An 18,149-nucleotide genomic window follows, 5' to 3' on the forward strand; every position below is an offset into this window, starting at 1 on the left:
AGAAGATGAGACATCTAAAAGAACGCGAGTTGATTGTCGAATACGGCAAGAAACTTATCACCGAAAAATTAACTACTGGTACCGGTGGGAATATTAGCATTTATTTTCCAGAAGAAGAAGCGATGCTGATCAGTCCAAGCGGGATTCCTTATTTTGAAACCGAGCCGGAAGACATCGTTTTGATGGATCTCCAGGAAAATGTACTGGAAGGAAATCGTAAACCATCAAGTGAGTATGATCTTCACAGTATCTTTTATGCGAATCGCCCAGATGTAAGATCCGTCGTTCATACACATTCAGAATATGCGACAACGTTTGCGTGTTTACAGCAAGAAATCGAACCGCTGCATTATATCATTGGTTCTGTTGGTGAGAAAATTCGTTGTTGTGAGTATAAGACTTTTGGTACGCGGGAATTAGCCGAAGAAGCCTTCAATTTTATCCAGCAGGATAATGGTATTTTATTGGGGAATCACGGTGTCCTAACGATTGGACCGGACCTGGCGAGTGCCTTTGGTGTTGCTAAGGATATTGAGTTTTTAGCAAAGCTTGATTATCATGCTCGTTGTATCGGTACACCTAAACTTTTGAATCAAGAACAAATGAAAGAGGTTTTGGAGAAATTCGAGACCTACGGACAGCAATAATAAAACCGTAATTTTGACGTCTGTCAAAATTACGGTTTTTGTTTTTTTCTCTTCAATAATCAATCAGGAAATGACAAAAAATAGTATAGTTTGTTCATTCACAATAAAATGAGATAAATCACATTATTAGAAGGCGAAAAAAATTTACCATAGTTAGGAAACCCATTTTTTAGGATATTTGAACTTTGCAGCATTGTGAATCATTAATCAAATAGATTCTATTTTTTTGTGATTAGCAGAATAAGATAAATTACGCCGAAATAATTATTAGTTATTTTAAAGATGTGAAATTGTGATTCGTTTCTATTTGAAATGAATTGAATATAATGAGTGCTACATTGTAATTGTTGTTGCATCACGTTTTTTACGGTATTTAATACTTATTTAACATATGTTCCGATTGATGGAAAATGATAGTTTGTGAAAAGAAAGCGTTGACATGATTTTGTTCGATGTTATACTAAAGGTGTCTTAAGGCATATGTCAAGAGCTTTGTCATATGTCAAAAAAGTATGGAGGGGTAATAATGACACTTTATGGGAAGCTTTTGGAAAGAGAAAGAAATGGCGCACCAATCAAAGTCGGGGTAATTGGTGCAGGTCAAATGGGATTTGGGATGATCGCTCAGATTTCGACGATTCCGGGGATGGCAGTGACAGGTATCAGTGACATCAATAAGGATGCTGCACAGCGCGCAGCGGATGCTTACAATGCAAGTGCAGAAAAAAAAGTGGACATTCTAGTCAGTTCAGATTTTAAAGAAATCATTCATTCGGATAAGGTAGAAGTAATTGTTGATGCGACTGGAGTTCCAGAAGTAGGGGCACAAATTTCGTTAGAAACATTGTTAGCGAAGAAGCATATTGTTCTGCTGAATGTAGAAGTAGATATCACGATCGGACCATTGATGAAGAAAATGTATGATTCAGCAAACTTAGTTTATACAGGGTCAGACGGTGATGAGCCAGCTGCGACAACAGAATTATTTGAATTCGCGAAAAGCATGGGGATGGAAGTTTTAGTCGCTGGTAAAGGAAAGAACAATAAGCTGAAAGTTGGCGCTAATCCAGATACAGCTCAAGCAGAGGCAGATTCCAAACAAATGTCCAGCCACATGTTAGCAGCCTTCCAAGACGGCACGAAGACTATGGCTGAAATGAACTTATTATCTAATGCGATCGGCTTTATTCCTGATAAAGTTGGGATGCACGGGATCAGCGGCGATGTTGATTCAGTAATCAAGGACTTGGATTTGAAAGAAAATGGCGGGGTCTTAGACAAATATGGTGTAGTTGAATATGTGGATGGATTGGCACCTGGGGTATTCGTCATTGTTAAAGGACAAAATGAAGGTGCTCGACATGAATTGAGCTACTTGATGAAGAAGGGGGATCGCGATCACCATATCTTGTATCGTCCGTACCATTTAGCGAGTTTAGAAACACCGATCACGATTGCCAAAGCAGTTTTAAATCATGATCACGCGATCGTTCCATTAGGCGCTCCGATTTCGGAAACTGTTGCCGTAGCTAAGAAAGATATCAAGGCAGGAGAAAAAATCGATGGTATCGGCGGTTATTGTGTTCGTGGTGTACTAGAAACACACGAAGATCTAGTGAAAAATAATAATGTACCAATCGGCCTAGTTGGCGGCTCATCTGTTGCAAAACGCGACATTAAAGACGGTACATTCTTGACTTATGATGATATTGAAATTGATGAATCAACGACCGTTTATCGTTTGCGGAAACTTCAAGATTCTACGTTTGGCGAGTAAGGTGAATTTTAGGCAGATGGGGATTTTCCTCATCTGCTTTTAGAGAGGATGTAGCTTATGAACGGCTTGATGATTATTTTGATCGTTTTAATGCTTAGTCAAAGTCTGCTAAGTATCGTTCAGGTGAAGTATTATCAAAGTTTCATAAAAAGAATCACCACTGAACAGGCTGGAACAGAATATGAATTTTATACTGAAGTTGTTAAAGGGAAAGTATTGCGGACGATCGTCGCAGTTGTCGTTGATACTGATGGAAAAGTGATTCAGTGCTATATTTGCAAAGGTTTAACGATTTTTGCACGATTCAAAGAAGAACAGTCATATAGAGGTGTGCAGCTAGTCAGCTACAGTACATTAAAAAAAGAAAAAAAGGCGCCCCACATTGAGCGGGCCTTATCACAGATTTACACACGGAAATTGGAAGCGGTTACCTAAAAGGAGGATTTTATAATGAAATATATCGAATGGGCAGGGAAAAACTTTATTGGTATGTTTGAAGCCGGCGGCGAGCAATTCATGGGATACATGACCGGGATCGTACCATTGTTAATTGTACTACTAACGTTTACTTACTCAGTTATTGCATTTATCGGTGAAGAACGTGTCGACAGAGCTATCCGCTATTGTTCAAAATATATGATTTTACGTTACTCGTTGATGCCGATTTTGGCGGTTTTAATGTTGACGAACCCAATGGCTTATACATTCGGCAAGTTCGTTAAGGAAGAAGAAAAACCAGCATTTTATGATGCAGCTGTATCATTCGTTCACCCGGTAACTGGATTGTTCCCATATGCTAATGCAGGCGAATTATTTGTTTATTTGGGAATTGCCAATGGTGTGACCAAAGCAGGATTTAACCAGTCTAGTTTAGCTGTTCGCTACTTTTTAGTAGGGATTGTTGTTATTTTGATTCGTGGGATCGTAACTGAAAGACTGACTAAATTCATGATGGCTAGAGAAGCGAAGAAAGCGACTGCGTAAGGGGGAAATCGTAATGTACAAAACAGTATTTGTAAAACCTGGAAATAAGGGCTGGGGTGTTGGATTGACCTTGACACCAACAGAGAAGAAAAATAAAGTTGTTTCTGTTACTGGCGGCGGTATCCATCCAGTAGCGCAGCAAATTGCTGATTTGACCGGCGGGATTGCCTGTGATGGATTTAAGAATCAAATTCCTGAAGAGGAGACAGTATGTGCCGTTATCGACTGCGGGGGAACAGCGCGTATCGGTGTTTATCCAATGAAGCGTATCCCAACCGTAGATGTATTGCCATCTTCTCCATCTGGACCGCTATCAAAGCACATTACAGAAGATATCTTCGTTTCGGGAGTACGTCCAGAAGATGTAGCGTTGATGGAGGATGCGAATCTAGAAGAGCGGCAAATGGCAGCAGTTAATCATGCACATGCTGAAGATGCAGAATCTGCGGCAGCAACTGAAAAAATGATAACTGAAGGTCGTGAATCTGAGGAAGAGTTTAGAGAGCGATATTCAAAAATCAAAGAAGATCATAAAGAAGTCCAAGCGAAAAAAGACGGGTTTTTAGTTCGTTTCTCACGCGGCATTGGTGGTGTAATGGGAACGTTCTATCAATCGGGACGTGATGCGCTGGATATGCTATTAAAAAATATCATTCCATTTATGGCATTTATCAGTATGATCGTTGGGATTATCAATTATACTGGTGTCGGTGACTGGTTAGCGAAGGTACTCTCTCCACTAGCAGGCTCACTACCAGGGATGATCGCTTTAGCCTTAATCTGTAGTATTCCGATTTTGTCGCCTATCTTGGGACCAGGTGCCGTAATTTCACAGGTTATTGGTGTATTGATCGGTACACAAATTGCTAACGGTTCCATTCCTGTGCAATACGCATTGCCAGCATTGTTTGCGATAAATGCTCATGTGGGTTGTGACTTTATTCCAGTTGGTTTATCCTTAGGAGAAGCAAAACCAGAAACAGTAGCCATCGGGGTGCCCGCGATTTTATATGGACGGATGCTAACCGGTTTTACGGCTGTAATTTTGGCTTGGTTGGCTAGTTTCGGAATGTATTAAAAATTGTTTGAATGGAGCGAATGGATGGATGGTAAAATCTAAAATTATTGAAATTGGCAGCATGGTACCAGCTTTTGAAGAAGAACGATTGATTATTTTGTTTGGACCTTCTGCGACTGCAGAGTTGAGAGATATTTGTGTGATTCATGAATTTGAGGATCAGCCGAAAGATGCCTTGAAGATCGGCGGGAAAATAAAATTTGGTGATCAAGAATTTACGATCGAAGAAGTAGGGTCGCAAGCAAATGCTAATTTTGAAGAGTTAGGACATATTTCGGTTTATTTCCGAAATGAGATCGGGGAAATCTTGCCGGGAGCGATTATTGTCAGCCCAGGAGTTTTTCCAAGCTTTGAAATTGGCGATGTGATCGAGATTATTTAGAACAAAAGTTGTTGAGGATGTGCCGATCGGGTACATCCTCATTTGTCCGTTCTGCTTTTCAAAAAATAATAGGCAAAATGAACGTAACAGCCTTTTTCTTTGGTTTAGAAAAAGGCTGTCTAAAGGGGGTCAGCTGTCAATTTATTGATAGAATCAGTCCGTTAGATTAGTAGAATGTTAAGTAGGAAAACAAGTGTTTTTTTGCGACAGGAAAATTCTTTTGTTGATTTACATTAACTGCGAAAAATGAATTTTACCCCCCACTAGTTCTACTCGCGCATTCGTAGGATTAATCGCATGGTGTTTGAAAATCAAAAGTTGTTTAGAGGGATGGGATTAAAATGGCTATAAAACATAATCGCGACATCGTAAAAGTGGCTACGATGTATTACAAAAAGAATTTGAAACAATCGGAGATCGCTAAGCATATGGGAATCTCTCGTTCATTGGTTTCAAAATATTTGAATGACGCAAAAAATGAAGGCATTGTTGATATTTTCATTAAAAGCGAAAGCGCTTATTCCGTTGAGCTGGAACTAGCATTGGAAGAAACATTCGGGTTAAAAAAGGCGGCAGTATTAGATACCAGCAGTTTGCGAAAGGATGAGATTGAGCGTTTGTTAGTTCAAACCGCAATCACGGCCTTTCAAAGGGAGGTCGCGAAGGCTGAAACGATTGGTCTTTCGTGGGGGAAAATGTTAAGAGGGATCGTTGACGAATATCCCTATGAAAATCATTCAGATGCGACGATCATACCTCTGATTGGCGGGTTAGGGTCAGAGATGGTAGATGTCCATTCCAATCAATTGGCCTATGATCTAGCCAAAAAATTGCGCGCTAAATGCAAATATTTGTATGCTCCAGCATTAGTAGACAATGATTTTATCAAGAGAAGCTTAATCGAAAATGATGGCATCCACGATGTGTTGGAAGCAGGGAAAAATGTCGACTTCGCGTTGGTCGGAATCGCCAGCCCTTTCTCTCAAAACAATACAATGACAGAAATCGGCTATGTGAATCAGCAAGATATCAATGAACTGGAGAAGCTTGATGTGATCGGAGATGTGAATTCGAAATTTATTGATCAGGCGGGACAGGAAGTCGCTTGTGAGATTAACGAAAATGTTATTGGGCTAGGTGTTGATGATGTACGCAAAATTTCCAGTGTGGCAGTTGCCTGTTACGAGGAAAGTAAAAAGGATGTGCTGTATGTGGGCACGAAAACGAAAATTTTTACTCACATTGCAATTACAGATAGTTTAGCTGAATATTTGTTGGAGCAAGCAAAAAACGAGACGCATTGATAGAGGCTAGCTCTAACTAGGACAAAGAACAAAGGAAGTCCTAGTTAGAGCAGTCCTCGCAATGAGTGCTCGTTTTTTTGTTAACTCAGCGTTCTATCTACTTGGATCAAGGAATATATTTCTGGATAAACTCCGTCACTTTTTTCTGATACAGTTTAGGGTCGCTGCTTAGTGCCTCGGCATGTTTGGCACCGTGAACCACATATTTTTCTTTTGGTCCTTTAGTCGCTGCGTAAACTTGAGCTAACATCGAATAAGGAACAAAATCATCTTTATCACCGTGGATAAAAAGCATCGGACGTTCGTTTTTATTTAATTGTTTGATCGTATCTGCTTCACCAAAAAAGTAACCTGCACGGATTTTCGTAACGAGGCTGGTAACAGGGATCAATGGAAATGAGGGCAGATTGAACATTTGCTTCAACTGGTAATTCAACTCACCCTTGACCGAGCTGTAGCCGCAGTCTTCTACAAAGGCTTTGACATTATCTGGCAGCTTTTCACCACTGGTCATCATGACAGTCGCGGCGCCCATGCTCACTCCATGAAGAACGATTTCAGACTGCGGGTCTTTTTTGATGATGCGATCGATCCACTGGAGGTAGTCTTTCCGCTCGTGCCAGCCAAAGCCTATATAATCGCCTTCGCTTTTTCCATGCCCGCGAGCGTCAGGCATCAAAACATTGTAGCCGAGATCGTGATAGATTTTAGCATATTGCGGCATATCAGAAGCTTGCCCCATGTAACCATGTGCAATAATCGCTGTTTTATGTTGATCCTTTTCTGCCGGCAGATAATAAGCGGATAATTTTAGTCCGTCTTTTGAGGAAAGATTCCAGTCGCTGCGATTGTTTTCATTATTGAACCAATTTTCGGCAGAAATTAATTCCGCAGATTTCTTTTTTGAACTATCCGCTAGAAAATCCTTTTTAGCAGGAACAATGGCATAGGAGTAAAAATAATTCCCTGCTGCGATTAATACAATCGCTAAGACTAGGATAATGCCTAGAATGATTTTTGTTGTTTTATTCATTTGTTTCCTTTCTTTTCCATGGTAAGCTGCGAAACCATTTACCAAGGCTATAAAAATTTTATGTGCGCACCCTTTGTTGCGGAGCTTCGAAACAAATTCAAGGAGCGAGCATATCATAAGAAGTATAGAAAAAAATAAAGACTATAGCAAGTTCATTAGCGGATGTATTTACAGGTGCATCCATTCATGAGAAAATGTAGCAGAGCTTGAAGCAGAACGAACATAAAACTGATTTTTGTTAAAAAATCATTACCTTACGACGAGCGAGGAGCGGTCAGATGAAAAATAAAAAAATCACCATCAAAGATGTCGCCAAACAATCAGGAGTCTCGATTGCAACGGTCTCTCAGATTTTAAACGGTAACGATCAAAAATTCAGTCCGAAAACAGTCGAAAAAGTACTGGCAGCCAAAGCAGCTTTGAATTATGAGCCAGATTATTTTGCCCGTCGGATGGTCATGAAAAAAAGCAAGACGATTGGAGTATTGGTCCCTGATATCACCAATCCTTTTTTTAGCACATTGGTCCGTGGGGTTGAAGGTGTTCTCTATCGCGAAAACTTTATAACGATGCTTTGTAATGCTGATTTAGATACGAAAAAAGAGACGGATTATTTAGAAGAATTAAGTCGTCGCGGAGTTGATGGCTATATCATAGCCAGTTCAGCAATCTCCAACCAGGCTATCAATGAAACGCTGAGGAAAAAGAATCTCCCTTATATTGTTTTGGATCAAAAGAAAGCAGAGGGCTTCAGCGACGCAGTTTTGACTGATGATTTTTCCGGGGGAAGACTTGCTGGCGAACATTTGAGCCAATTGGGTCATGAAAAGGTAGCAGTAGTGCTGCCTGAAGATGCGACAGAAAATATCAAAACACGGCTAACGGGTTTTCAAGAAATTTATCCTAAGGCTATCTTGGTTTACGGGGAGTTAACGAAAGATGGCGGACGTCAAGCAGCTAGGGAAATCATTAAGACAGATGCAACGGCAGTTTTTGCTATCAATGATGAATTGGCTTTTGGTTTATACTTGGGCTTAGCCGCTGCAAAGAAAAAAATTCCGCAGGATTACAGTGTAATTGGGTATGATAATATCGATATGTGCGAATACGTCACGCCGCAGCTGACAACGATCGCCCAGCCTATCCATGAGCTGGGACAAACAACAGCTCGCTTATTATTGGAAAGAATCGAGCAGCCTGAGAAAGAATGGGAAGAAAAAACCTTGCCGGTTCAATTAATAAAACGTTTTTCAACAGCACACTTGAAATAGCTTTCAAGCTGTGCTATATTTTTGGTGTCGAATTAAAACGTTTTAATAAAACGTTTTAATTTAATTCGAATTGAGGAACTCGAAAGAATAGGAAATGGAGTGAACAAAATGAATACGATTACAGTTATTGGAAGTATCAATCTTGACCGGACGATCCGTGTGAAGCAAATGCCAAAACCTGGTGAAACGATGCATACGAAAGAAATTTTTTCTGCGGGCGGCGGCAAGGGAGCAAACCAAGCAGTGGCAGCCAAACGTTCTGAAGCAGCTACACATTTTATCGGAGCAATCGGTAATGATGAAGCAGGCGAAATGATGCGGGAGCTTTTATCTGAAGAAGGAATTGATTTAACTGGTGTCCAAACCCTAGAGAAGCAAGCAACTGGTCAGGCTTATATTATTGTTGATGATCACGGTGAAAATAGCATCATGATTCATTCGGGGGCTAATAATGCTTTCACCCCGCAGCAGGTCCAAGAGTATGCGGATGTGATCAAGGCCAGTGATTTTGTTATTGCTCAATTTGAAAGCACTTTAGAAAGTACGATTGAAGCTTTTTCGATTGCCCGTGAAGCAGGTGTAAAAACAATTTTAAATCCTGCCCCCGCTTTGGAAAATGTTCCAGAAGCACTTTTGCGCGTTACAGATATGATCATTCCAAATGAAACTGAGACGGAAATTTTGACCGGGATCCACGTTACGGATGAGGCGAGCTTAAAAGCAGCTGCAGATTATTTACATCAATTAGGAATTGAAGCAGTGATTATCACGATCGGCAGTAAAGGTGCATTTTACGACGTTCAGGGGCGTAACGGTATCGTTCCAGCTTTCAAGGTCAACGCAGTAGATACTACCGCGGCTGGGGATACGTTCATTGGTGCTATGAGCAGTGTATTAATGAAGGATTTTAGTAACTTGGAAGAAGCGATTGAATATGGAAATAAGGCCTCATCGCTGACAGTTCAACGCTTTGGTGCTCAACCATCTATTCCATACAAAAATGAATTGAAGTAACGAAAGGATTTTTATCATGAAAAAAAGTAAAGTCATCAACTCAGATATTTCACGTGTGATCGCACAAATGGGACATTTTGATCAATTAAGTATCGGTGATGCCGGGATGCCGGTTCCAATGACGACAGAAAAAATTGATTTAGCCGTAGATAAAGGTATTCCAAGCTTTATGGATGTTTTGAACAATGTACTAGAGGAATTAGCTGTTCAACGGATCTATCTGGCAGAGGAAATCAAAACGGAGAACCCAGAAATGTTGAAAAAAATTCAAGAGCGATTACCTGAAACACCTGTAACGTTCATTACTCATGCTGAGATGAAGGCTGCTTTGCACGATAGTAAAGCATTTATTCGTACTGGAGAAATGACTCCTTATGCAAATATTTTGCTAGAAAGCGGTGTTGTCTTTTAAACTAGATAGGTCAGTTTAAAAGAGAAAATCAAGGAGGAGACAGTATGAATACAACAGCAATCTTGATTGGACTAGGGCCATTACTTGGATGGGGGCTTTATCCCACCATCGCGTCAAAAATTGGTGGACGTCCGGTCAATCAAATAGTAGGTTCAACTTTAGGTACATTGATTTTTGCCCTAGTTTTTGCAATAGTCAATGGAATGAGTTTTCCAATAGGAATGAACTTGGTCTTTTCGATCCTCTCAGGTGTGGGGTGGGCAACTGCCCAAATTATCACCTTTCAATCATTTACCCTGATTGGTTCGTCTCGGGCGATGCCTATTACGACGGCCTTCCAGTTACTTGGTGCATCCTTATGGGGAGTCTTTGCTTTAGGCGATTGGCCAGGGACTAGCGCGAAATTATTAGGCGGCTTTGCGTTAGTATTAATTGTTTTAGGTGCTTGGATGACCGTTTGGACGGAAGAAAAAACACAAGAAAAAGCTAATATCTTGAAAAAAGCAGTATTATTGTTAGCAGTCGGTGAAATTGGTTATTGGGCTTATTCCGCTGCACCGCAAGCAAGCACTATCGATGGGATGCACGCATTCCTGCCGCAGGCGATCGGTATGTTTTTAGTTGCGCTTGTTTATTCCGTGATTTTACGTATGAAGGACAAAGAAAAATCTGCATTAGTAGAAGCAGTATCGTATAAGCATATTTTCTCCGGCTTCTTTTTTGCCTTTGCTGCATTGACCTACTTGATCTCAGCACAGCCTAATATGAACGGATTAGCAACTGGCTTCATTTTATCTCAAACCTCGGTTGTACTAGCCACATTAACCGGTATTTGGTTCTTGGGACAAAAGAAAACCAAAAAAGAAATGACGATTACCATCATTGGGCTGTTACTGATTCTAGCTGCAGCGGCATTAACGGTAACGATCTAAAGCTGTCGATTTCTGACAGCTTTTTTTGTTTAAGATAAATCCAAGTAAAATTTTTCTTGTCAGTGCTATAATCAATACAGGAAAAGACGAGGCTAGTCCTATTTCTTACACTGAAGTTATAAAAAAGGATTCAGGCGGAACTATTAGAAGGATTTTCGTTTTTTCGAGAAATTTCTAGCGATTAGGAAGAAGGAGAAGTTATGAAGCTGACATTGTCATTAGATCTTTTGGAACAGGCATTTTATTATGTGTCGCCGATGAAGCCTGTCTCGACGGTCCCTTTGATTTATGTGACTTTTCTGGCAGAAAAAGAGCAAGTAGCTTATACGACTGATAATGAAGCAAAGTTCGCGCGAAAAATCGAACGGTCATTCAAAGCGGCTTTCCGCGAGATCATTCAAAAGAATCAAGAGTATCGGGAAATTCTTGATCAAGACAAGCTTTTGCCGCTGGAGGAGCACTTAGCGAAACAAGCCCAATTGATTCACGCTGTAAGAACAGAGCTCCAAAAGTATCCCGAGTTAAATTTGATTCGAATCGATGTTGCGGGTAGCTGGCCTGTATTTCAAACAGAAGCAGGAACGTTGGATTTGACTGAGTAAGCGAGTTTGTTTAAGAAAATGAAGGCAACTGGTAAAGTAAATAGGAAAGGGTGAGTAAAATGGATAGAACCTATTTTGAAGGACAGACAGCATTTTTAAAGGATTATGAAAAGGTCGTAAAAGCAACAGCCATCGATCCGGAGCAGGTGATCGATAAAGTAATGACCCAATTAAATAAGCCGACGCCGGATGACAAATTATATTATATCCTGCCTGGCGAATATACGATCAAAGGCAATACGGTCAGATTTCCTTTTCGCAAAGAATTGATTGCTATGGACAATGAGGCGACAGTATCCACTCAATTTTTCTATGAAGATTCGCCTTACGAATATGAAGTTGCTGATGAAGAACAGCTATGATCCTAAAGACTTTCAGGTTTAGAAAACTTGAAAGTCTTTTTTTAAGCTTGCTTTAAAAAAAGAAGCTGGTATGATGGATATAATATGGTTTGTTATTTTTTTAGCAAGAATGGGGGGTGATGGTCTTGCATGATTTACTAGTGGCAGGGCTATTTCCTGCAGGCAATGAATTTAAACTGAAAGGGAGTTAATATATTGTTCATTCTTGAAAAGAAAGCGGAACCAGAGCAACAAATCTGGAATCATATCAAACGTCACTACCAGGGGGAAAAAGTCGCAGTTGTCGGAGTTCAAAAGCAATTGCCGCAAACCTTCTTACGTAATAAGCAAGTTATTTTTTATGAAAGTCTGACTGGAAAGGCTTTATTAGAAGAAGGAGAACGCTTCTTAAATAAATTCGCAAAGGAATATACTGCTTTTGTCTTTTATTTAGATAGTTCCTCAGAAATAGCGGAACAGCTGGTCGAGGCTGGTCGTAATTTAGGTGTCCGAGTAACTGTTACAGTTGAAGAAACGGCTGCTTAAGGAGCCGTTTATGTGGAAAGAAGTCATTCGACAGAAGACAGTTCATAATACTATTTTACGAAGCGGACTGCGGCTGTTGCATCAAAGTACTTGGCGTCAAAGCAAGGATAGGAAAGCTTTGTTAGAGGTTTCAGGTCAATTGCAAAATGTGATGCAGCTGCATTTAGAAACAAAAAACCTCGTTGTAGGAGTTCCTGGCTTCGGAAAAGAAGTAACGCTGTTGGAAGTGGATGAACCTAAGTTTGTTCCTCACTATAAAATAGAGCAAGTTGTCGAATCTGCCGAAGGGCACTTTATCAAGTTAAAATTAATAAAAACCGTTTAATAAGGAGTCGCACAAGTGTGCGGCTCTCAGACTGTAGACAAAGTCCATTTTATGGATGATGATTACAGTTTTTTTGTTTCGTAATCGCGATCAAGCGTAAAGTAAAGAAGAATACGCAACTTCAGCATGAATAAAACAACCGCTAAGTCTCAGTAAAAATGAGCCTTAGCGGTTGTTTTTGGATAGTTAAAAAATCAGACCAGTAATAATTGCGCTTAGAAAGCTGACCAAACTAGCACACAATAGAATTTTTAATCCGTGTTTGGCAACCAGATTGCCTTTTTCCTCGTTTAAGCCCTTCATCGCACCAGAAATGATTCCAATGGAGGAGAAGTTGGCAAAAGAAACTAGAAAAACAGAGAGAATTGCCGTAGTCCGAGTTGAAAAATCCCAGTTGCTTTTGGCCAGCTCCGTCATAGCAACGAATTCATTGGTTACTAGTTTGGTAGCCATCAAGCTTCCTGCATTCACAGCTTCTTTCCAGGGGATGCCTGTGATAAAAGCTAATGGAGCAAAAATATATCCTAGGATTTCTTGGAAGGTCAGCCCCGTGAGTTTAGCAAAAAGGAAGTTGATCATCGCGATCAATGCGACAAAACCGATCAGCATTGCTGCTACAGTGACTGCCACGTGGAAGCCGTCTAAAATATATTCTCCCAGCATTTGGAAGAAGGTTTGCTCTTTGTCCTCAGCGATCATCAATTCATCATTTTCCAATTGGTAGGGATTAACGATTGAAGCAATAATGAATCCGCCGAATAGATTCAGTACGAGTGCAGTAATCACATAACGCGGTTGGATCAGCGCCATATAGGAACCAACGATGGACATGGAAACGGTGGACATCGCTGAGATACTCATGGTAGTCAGGCGCTGTTCAGACAAAGTAGGCAGCTCCTTTTTGATAGAGATGAATACTTCCGATTGACCAAGGATCGCTGAAGCAATTCCGTTGTAGGATTCCAATTTGCCCATACCATTGATTTTGCTGAGTGCAAGTCCAACACCTTTCATAAACAAAGGCAACAGTCTAATGTAGCGCAAGATTCCAATGATCGCAGAGATGAAGATGATCGGCATTAGGACGTTTAAGAAAAACGGAAAGCTGTCCTTATTAGCGATTCCTCCAAAAACGAAATCAACACCAGCGCCTGCGAAACTCAGCAAGGCATCAAAAACAGCTGCTAAACCGTTGACGAGAGACGTTCCTACAGTCGTTCGCAATAAGATAAAGCCTAATAAAAATTGCAGCAGCAGCATAACCAAAATCGGAGAATACCGAATATTCTTTCGATCGCTGCTGATCAAAAAACTCAGTGCTAAAACAATAAGCAACCCAATAATACCTGTAAAAAAATGCAAACAACCACTCCTAGTTTCTATTGATAGTATTTTTCTTTAAAAAATAATCTGAATCAGCTTAGCCTTTTTTTGCTGAAATTGCGAAGGATAGCGATGAAAAACAGTCCTCTATGAAGAAATTCTAAATTCGAAAACACTAACAAATTCATTTTGTCCGCTTGCAATGATTAAAGCTTTTCCAAAAAAAATATGCTATGCTTGAAAAGAATTCTGCAGAAAAAGAGGGATTGGAATGGAAGGGGAAAACAAAAAGCGAATCTTGCTGCCGCGCTATCAGCAAGTAGCGGTAGAGATCGCTGAACGGATCGCTGACAAACGATATCAAGTAGGAGAAAAAATTCATGCACGCTCAACTTTAGCCAGCAATTTCAATGTTTCTCCTGAAACTGCTCGTAAAGCGATCAATGTTTTGGTGGATCTAGGCATTATGGAAGTCCGTCATGGCAGCGGAGCATATGTGCTTTCGCGAGAAAAAGCGCAGGCCTATTTCGAAAAATATCAAGATGTGCAGTCTATCCAAGAAATTAAGAACGAGATCCAAGCCAGTGTTGAAAAACAGAAGCAGGAGCTGGACAATGTCAGCGGACTATTGAATCAGCTATTATCCCAAACGAAGCGCGTCCATAATGGTGCGCCCTTTGTTCCTTATGAATTGACATTGACTGAAGAAGCGGCTCACTTAGAAAGTACCGTTAATGAGTTAAACATTTGGCACGAGACGGGTGCGACTGTTATTGCGATTCAGCAAAAAAATGAATTATTGCTGTCCCCTGGGCCATATGCGAAGATTTGTGCTGGAGATACCCTGTTTTTTGTTGGTAATGAGTTAGTATTGCAACGAATGCAGCATTTGTTTTACCCAGATAAATAATTTAAACAAAAAAGAAAGCGTCCGCTTTCTTTTTTTTGTTTGCTGAAAATTTTCAACATCTTTTTTGACAAAAGTGACCACATGATGTTAAGGTAGTATGGTCACTTTTTAAGAGGAGGATATATTTTTGAGTAAAGTTAAGGTAGAACATCTGACTAAAATTTTTGGCAAGAAACAGCAACAAGCCCTTACGATGATTCAAGAGAATCGCGACAAGAATGAAATTTTAGAGCAAACAGGTGCAACTGTCGGTGTATATGATGCAAGTTTTGAAGTCAATGAAGGAGAAATTTTTGTTATTATGGGACTTTCCGGCAGCGGAAAATCCACAATGATTCGTTTATTAAATCGGTTGATTGATCCAACTTCTGGTGAGATTTACATAGATGGAGAGGATATTGCCAAAATGGATAAGGAAGCACTACGAGAAGTGCGTCGTCATAAAATCAACATGGTTTTCCAAAATTTTGGATTGTTTCCTCATCGGACGATTTTAGAAAATACAGAATATGGCCTTGAAGTACGCGGAGTACCCAAAGCCGAACGTCAGGCTAAAGCAGAAAAAGCATTGGAAAACTCTGGTTTATTGACCTTTAAAGATCAATATCCAAATCAATTATCCGGTGGGATGCAGCAGCGGGTTGGATTAGCGCGGGCTTTAGCTAATGATCCGGAGATTTTATTGATGGATGAAGCCTTCTCCGCATTAGATCCATTGATTCGTCGTGAAATGCAGGATGAATTATTGGATTTGCAGTCAAATGTGCAAAAGACGATTATTTTCATCACTCATGATTTGAATGAAGCATTACGTATCGGAGATCGAATCGCATTGATGAAAGATGGTCAAATTATGCAAATCGGTACAGGAGAAGAAATTCTGACACATCCAGCGAATCAATATGTGCGGGACTTTGTTGAGGACGTGGATCGTTCGAAAGTCTTGACTGCCCAAAATATCATGGTTCCTGCATTAACTACGAACATCGAAGTTGATGGACCAAATGTTGCTTTGAACCGGATGCGTAAAGAGGAAGTCAGCATGCTCTTAGCTGTGGACCGTAAACGTAAGCTAAAAGGCAGCTTGACAGCTGACAAAGCTCTAGAGGCACGAAAAAATAATTTAACATTAAAAGAAGTCATTGATAAAAATGTCCGCCGAATCCCTAAAGATATGCTGGTAACTGACATTTTCAATCTGATTTTTGATTCGCCGGCACCGCTGGCTGTAGTGGAAGGCGATCGTTTAGTCGGTGTCGTCATTCGCGGCAGTGTGTTAGAAGCGTTGGCAGATACGGAAACAGAAGAGGTGAAAATGAATGTTTAATTTCTTACAGCAAGCTTTGCCCGTCGCAGATTGGGTCGAAGGATTTACAGATTGGCTAACGGGAACATTTTCAGGATTGTTCTCGGCCCTGCAGCATGCAGGACAGTTTTTGATGGACGGCATGACAAATCTATTAACGATAATTCCGCCCTTATTATTGATTCTTATTTTAACTGTTGCCGCATTTTTTATTTCAAATAGAAAATGGGGTCTGACGAGCTTTACCTTAATTGGGTTGCTCTTTATTTACAATCAAGGCTTATGGATTGATTTGATGAGTACAGTTACCTTAGTACTTTTATCTAGTCTATTATCGATTATTATTGGAGTGCCATTAGGGATTTTGATGGCGAAAAATGAGACGGCGAAAAAAATCATTACGCCGATCTTAGATTTCATGCAGACGATGCCTGGATTTGTGTATTTGATCCCAGCTGTCGCTTTCTTTGGAATCGGTATGGTTCCCGGTGTTTTTGCTTCAGTAATTTTTGCTTTGCCGCCAACCGTACGCTTTACCAATCTAGGGATTCGTCAAATTCCCAAAGAATTGGTAGAAGCCTCTGATTCATTCGGCGGAACGGGTAAACAAAAGCTGTTTAAATTGGAATTGCCGTTAGCGAAAAGTACGATCTTAGCCGGAATCAACCAAACAACGATGTTGGCTTTATCAATGGTTGTGATCGCATCAATGATTGGAGCACCTGGTCTTGGGCGGGGTGTGCTATCTGCCTTGCAGCGAGCACAGGTTGGTAATGGTTTTGTGAATGGGCTGGCATTGGTTATTTTAGCCATCATCATTGACCGCTTCACTCAAAATATCAATAAACCGAAGCAACAAGCAGCTGAAAAAATGCCGAAAACGAAAAAGAAAAAAGTTGGAATCGCAGCCGGCGTTGTCGCCGCTGTTGTATTACTTGCTTCGTTTGGTTTTGGAGGATCCTCTAACGAGAACAAAGGAACAATCAACCTGACTTACGTAGAATGGGATACTGAAGTTGCTTCAACCCATGTAATCGGTGAGGTTCTAAAAGAAATGGGCTACAATGTCAACCTGACACCGTTGGATAATGCGATCATGTGGGAATCTGTGGCAAAAGGTGAATCGGATGCAATGGTTGCTGCATGGCTGCCGAATACCCATAAGTCGCAATTTGCTCAATATAAAGATCAAGTAAATGATCTAGGCGTTAATTTAAAAGGCGCCAGAGTTGGGATTGTTGTTCCAGATTATATGGATGTTAATTCCATCGAGGACTTGACTGATCAGGCCGGCAAAACAATTACCGGAATTGAACCTGGTGCCGGTGTTGTGAATGCAGCAGAGAACACCTTAAAAGCCTATCCGAACTTAGCAGATTGGAAGGTTTCTACCTCATCTTCTGGTGCTATGACTGTAGCTTTGGGTCAAGCAATTAAAAAGAAACAGCCGATCGTAATCACTGGCTGGTCGCCGCATTGGATGTTTGCTAAATATGGTTTGAAGTATTTGGAAGATCCGAAGGGTGCGATGGGAGCTGAAGAAGCTATTCATACGATGACACGTAAGGGTCTGAAAAAGGATCAGCCTGAAGCGTATAAAGTCTTAGATAATTTCCATTGGAACCAAAAAGATATGGAAAGTGTCATGCTGGCCATCAATGAAGGAAAGGATCCTTCTCAAGCAGCAAAAGACTGGATCAAGGACCATCAAAAAGAAGTTGATGAGTGGAAGAAATAAACTAAGTAGAAAATTGCTGACCTCGGTGGTCAGCAATTTTTTTGCAGTTTTTTTCCTCTTCATCCAGCAAAATCGTATCCATACGAAAACTATCTTAGATCGAACGAACTGCGCTTAACTATTGAAAGATGAATATTTTCAAAAAAGAATCGTTCCTATTCATTAGTTCTTTCATGATTAATGATGAAAAAAGGATGCCTTTTAACTAACAAGAAAATTGACTA

At 40.4% G+C, this 18,149-nt stretch carries 20 protein-coding genes; 18 read left to right on the plus strand and 2 right to left on the minus strand.

From position 1 onward, the window contains the following. The first annotated feature begins 5 nt into the window (after positions 1 to 5). The 7 genes from JZO85_RS18880 to JZO85_RS18910 all read left to right on the plus strand — a co-directional run bounded on the left by JZO85_RS18880 (position 6) and on the right by JZO85_RS18910 (position 6,172). Positions 6 to 647: an L-fuculose-phosphate aldolase gene (locus tag JZO85_RS18880; protein WP_207110065.1), complete on the plus strand. Its 642-nt coding sequence runs from the start codon at positions 6 to 8 to the stop codon at positions 645 to 647. A 526-nt stretch (positions 648 to 1,173) separates the two neighbouring features. Next, positions 1,174 to 2,424, plus strand: a complete 1,251-nt coding sequence (locus JZO85_RS18885; RefSeq protein ID WP_207110066.1) for an NAD(P)H-dependent oxidoreductase — start codon at positions 1,174 to 1,176, stop codon at positions 2,422 to 2,424. Between the two features lie 57 nt (positions 2,425 to 2,481). Then, positions 2,482 to 2,859: a transcriptional regulator GutM gene (locus JZO85_RS18890; RefSeq protein WP_207110067.1), complete on the plus strand. Its 378-nt coding sequence runs from the start codon at positions 2,482 to 2,484 to the stop codon at positions 2,857 to 2,859. Positions 2,860 to 2,874: 15 nt separating this feature from the next. After that, on the plus strand, positions 2,875 to 3,408 hold the full coding sequence (gene srlA, locus JZO85_RS18895; protein WP_207110068.1) for a PTS glucitol/sorbitol transporter subunit IIC: 534 nt from the start codon (positions 2,875 to 2,877) through the stop codon (positions 3,406 to 3,408). A 13-nt stretch (positions 3,409 to 3,421) separates the two neighbouring features. Continuing rightward, complete coding sequence (srlE, locus tag JZO85_RS18900) at positions 3,422 to 4,486, plus strand: PTS glucitol/sorbitol transporter subunit IIB (protein WP_207110069.1); 1,065 nt, start codon at positions 3,422 to 3,424, stop codon at positions 4,484 to 4,486. Between the two features lie 28 nt (positions 4,487 to 4,514). Further along, positions 4,515 to 4,868: a PTS glucitol/sorbitol transporter subunit IIA gene (locus JZO85_RS18905; protein WP_207110070.1), complete on the plus strand. Its 354-nt coding sequence runs from the start codon at positions 4,515 to 4,517 to the stop codon at positions 4,866 to 4,868. 341 nt (positions 4,869 to 5,209) lie between these two features. Then, on the plus strand, positions 5,210 to 6,172 hold the full coding sequence (locus tag JZO85_RS18910) for a sugar-binding transcriptional regulator (protein WP_207110071.1): 963 nt from the start codon (positions 5,210 to 5,212) through the stop codon (positions 6,170 to 6,172). 106 nt (positions 6,173 to 6,278) lie between these two features. On the opposite strand, the gene JZO85_RS18915 is transcribed toward JZO85_RS18910, so the two are convergent. Continuing rightward, on the minus strand, positions 6,279 to 7,205 hold the full coding sequence (locus tag JZO85_RS18915) for an alpha/beta hydrolase (protein ID WP_207110072.1): 927 nt from the start codon (positions 7,203 to 7,205) through the stop codon (positions 6,279 to 6,281). A 278-nt stretch (positions 7,206 to 7,483) separates the two neighbouring features. Here JZO85_RS18915 and rbsR point away from each other — a divergent pair, with 278 nt between their 5' ends. The 8 genes from rbsR (at position 7,484) to JZO85_RS18955 (ending at position 12,648) form a co-directional block, all read left to right on the plus strand. Continuing rightward, complete coding sequence (rbsR, locus tag JZO85_RS18920) at positions 7,484 to 8,476, plus strand: ribose utilization transcriptional repressor RbsR (RefSeq protein WP_207110073.1); 993 nt, start codon at positions 7,484 to 7,486, stop codon at positions 8,474 to 8,476. A 108-nt stretch (positions 8,477 to 8,584) separates the two neighbouring features. Then, entirely contained in the window at positions 8,585 to 9,490 is a 906-nt protein-coding gene (gene rbsK, locus JZO85_RS18925) for a ribokinase (RefSeq protein WP_207110074.1), read from the plus strand. A gap of 16 nt (positions 9,491 to 9,506) precedes the next feature. Next, positions 9,507 to 9,902: a D-ribose pyranase gene (gene rbsD, locus JZO85_RS18930; protein WP_207110075.1), complete on the plus strand. Its 396-nt coding sequence runs from the start codon at positions 9,507 to 9,509 to the stop codon at positions 9,900 to 9,902. Between the two features lie 44 nt (positions 9,903 to 9,946). Beyond that, positions 9,947 to 10,834, plus strand: coding sequence for a ribose/proton symporter RbsU (rbsU, locus tag JZO85_RS18935; RefSeq protein WP_207110076.1), 888 nt, complete (start codon positions 9,947 to 9,949; stop codon positions 10,832 to 10,834). Positions 10,835 to 11,034: 200 nt separating this feature from the next. Next, positions 11,035 to 11,436: a hypothetical protein gene (locus JZO85_RS18940; protein ID WP_207110077.1), complete on the plus strand. Its 402-nt coding sequence runs from the start codon at positions 11,035 to 11,037 to the stop codon at positions 11,434 to 11,436. A gap of 59 nt (positions 11,437 to 11,495) precedes the next feature. Next, complete coding sequence (locus JZO85_RS18945) at positions 11,496 to 11,798, plus strand: DUF5960 family protein (protein ID WP_207110078.1); 303 nt, start codon at positions 11,496 to 11,498, stop codon at positions 11,796 to 11,798. Positions 11,799 to 11,993: 195 nt separating this feature from the next. Further along, on the plus strand, positions 11,994 to 12,323 hold the full coding sequence (locus JZO85_RS18950; RefSeq protein WP_207110079.1) for a type 1 periplasmic-binding domain-containing protein: 330 nt from the start codon (positions 11,994 to 11,996) through the stop codon (positions 12,321 to 12,323). A gap of 10 nt (positions 12,324 to 12,333) precedes the next feature. Further along, positions 12,334 to 12,648, plus strand: a complete 315-nt coding sequence (locus JZO85_RS18955; protein WP_207110080.1) for a hypothetical protein — start codon at positions 12,334 to 12,336, stop codon at positions 12,646 to 12,648. Between the two features lie 186 nt (positions 12,649 to 12,834). On the opposite strand, the gene JZO85_RS18960 is transcribed toward JZO85_RS18955, so the two are convergent. Beyond that, complete coding sequence (locus JZO85_RS18960; protein ID WP_207110081.1) at positions 12,835 to 14,010, minus strand: NupC/NupG family nucleoside CNT transporter; 1,176 nt, start codon at positions 14,008 to 14,010, stop codon at positions 12,835 to 12,837. 232 nt (positions 14,011 to 14,242) lie between these two features. Here JZO85_RS18960 and JZO85_RS18965 point away from each other — a divergent pair, with 232 nt between their 5' ends. The 3 genes from JZO85_RS18965 (at position 14,243) to JZO85_RS18975 (ending at position 17,925) form a co-directional block, all read left to right on the plus strand. After that, positions 14,243 to 14,881, plus strand: a complete 639-nt coding sequence (locus JZO85_RS18965; RefSeq protein ID WP_207110082.1) for a GntR family transcriptional regulator — start codon at positions 14,243 to 14,245, stop codon at positions 14,879 to 14,881. Between the two features lie 127 nt (positions 14,882 to 15,008). Further along, the gene (locus JZO85_RS18970) at positions 15,009 to 16,208 is read left to right on the plus strand and encodes a quaternary amine ABC transporter ATP-binding protein (protein ID WP_207110083.1); all 1,200 of its coding nucleotides are present in this window, start codon (positions 15,009 to 15,011) and stop codon (positions 16,206 to 16,208) included. Further along, complete coding sequence (locus JZO85_RS18975) at positions 16,201 to 17,925, plus strand: ABC transporter permease/substrate binding protein (protein WP_207110084.1); 1,725 nt, start codon at positions 16,201 to 16,203, stop codon at positions 17,923 to 17,925. The genes JZO85_RS18970 and JZO85_RS18975 overlap by 8 nt, the downstream gene beginning before the upstream one ends. Positions 17,926 to 18,149 lie beyond the last annotated feature (224 nt).

This window comes from Candidatus Enterococcus murrayae, assembly GCF_017315985.1.
Lineage (GTDB): Bacteria > Bacillota > Bacilli > Lactobacillales > Enterococcaceae > Enterococcus_A > Enterococcus_A murrayae.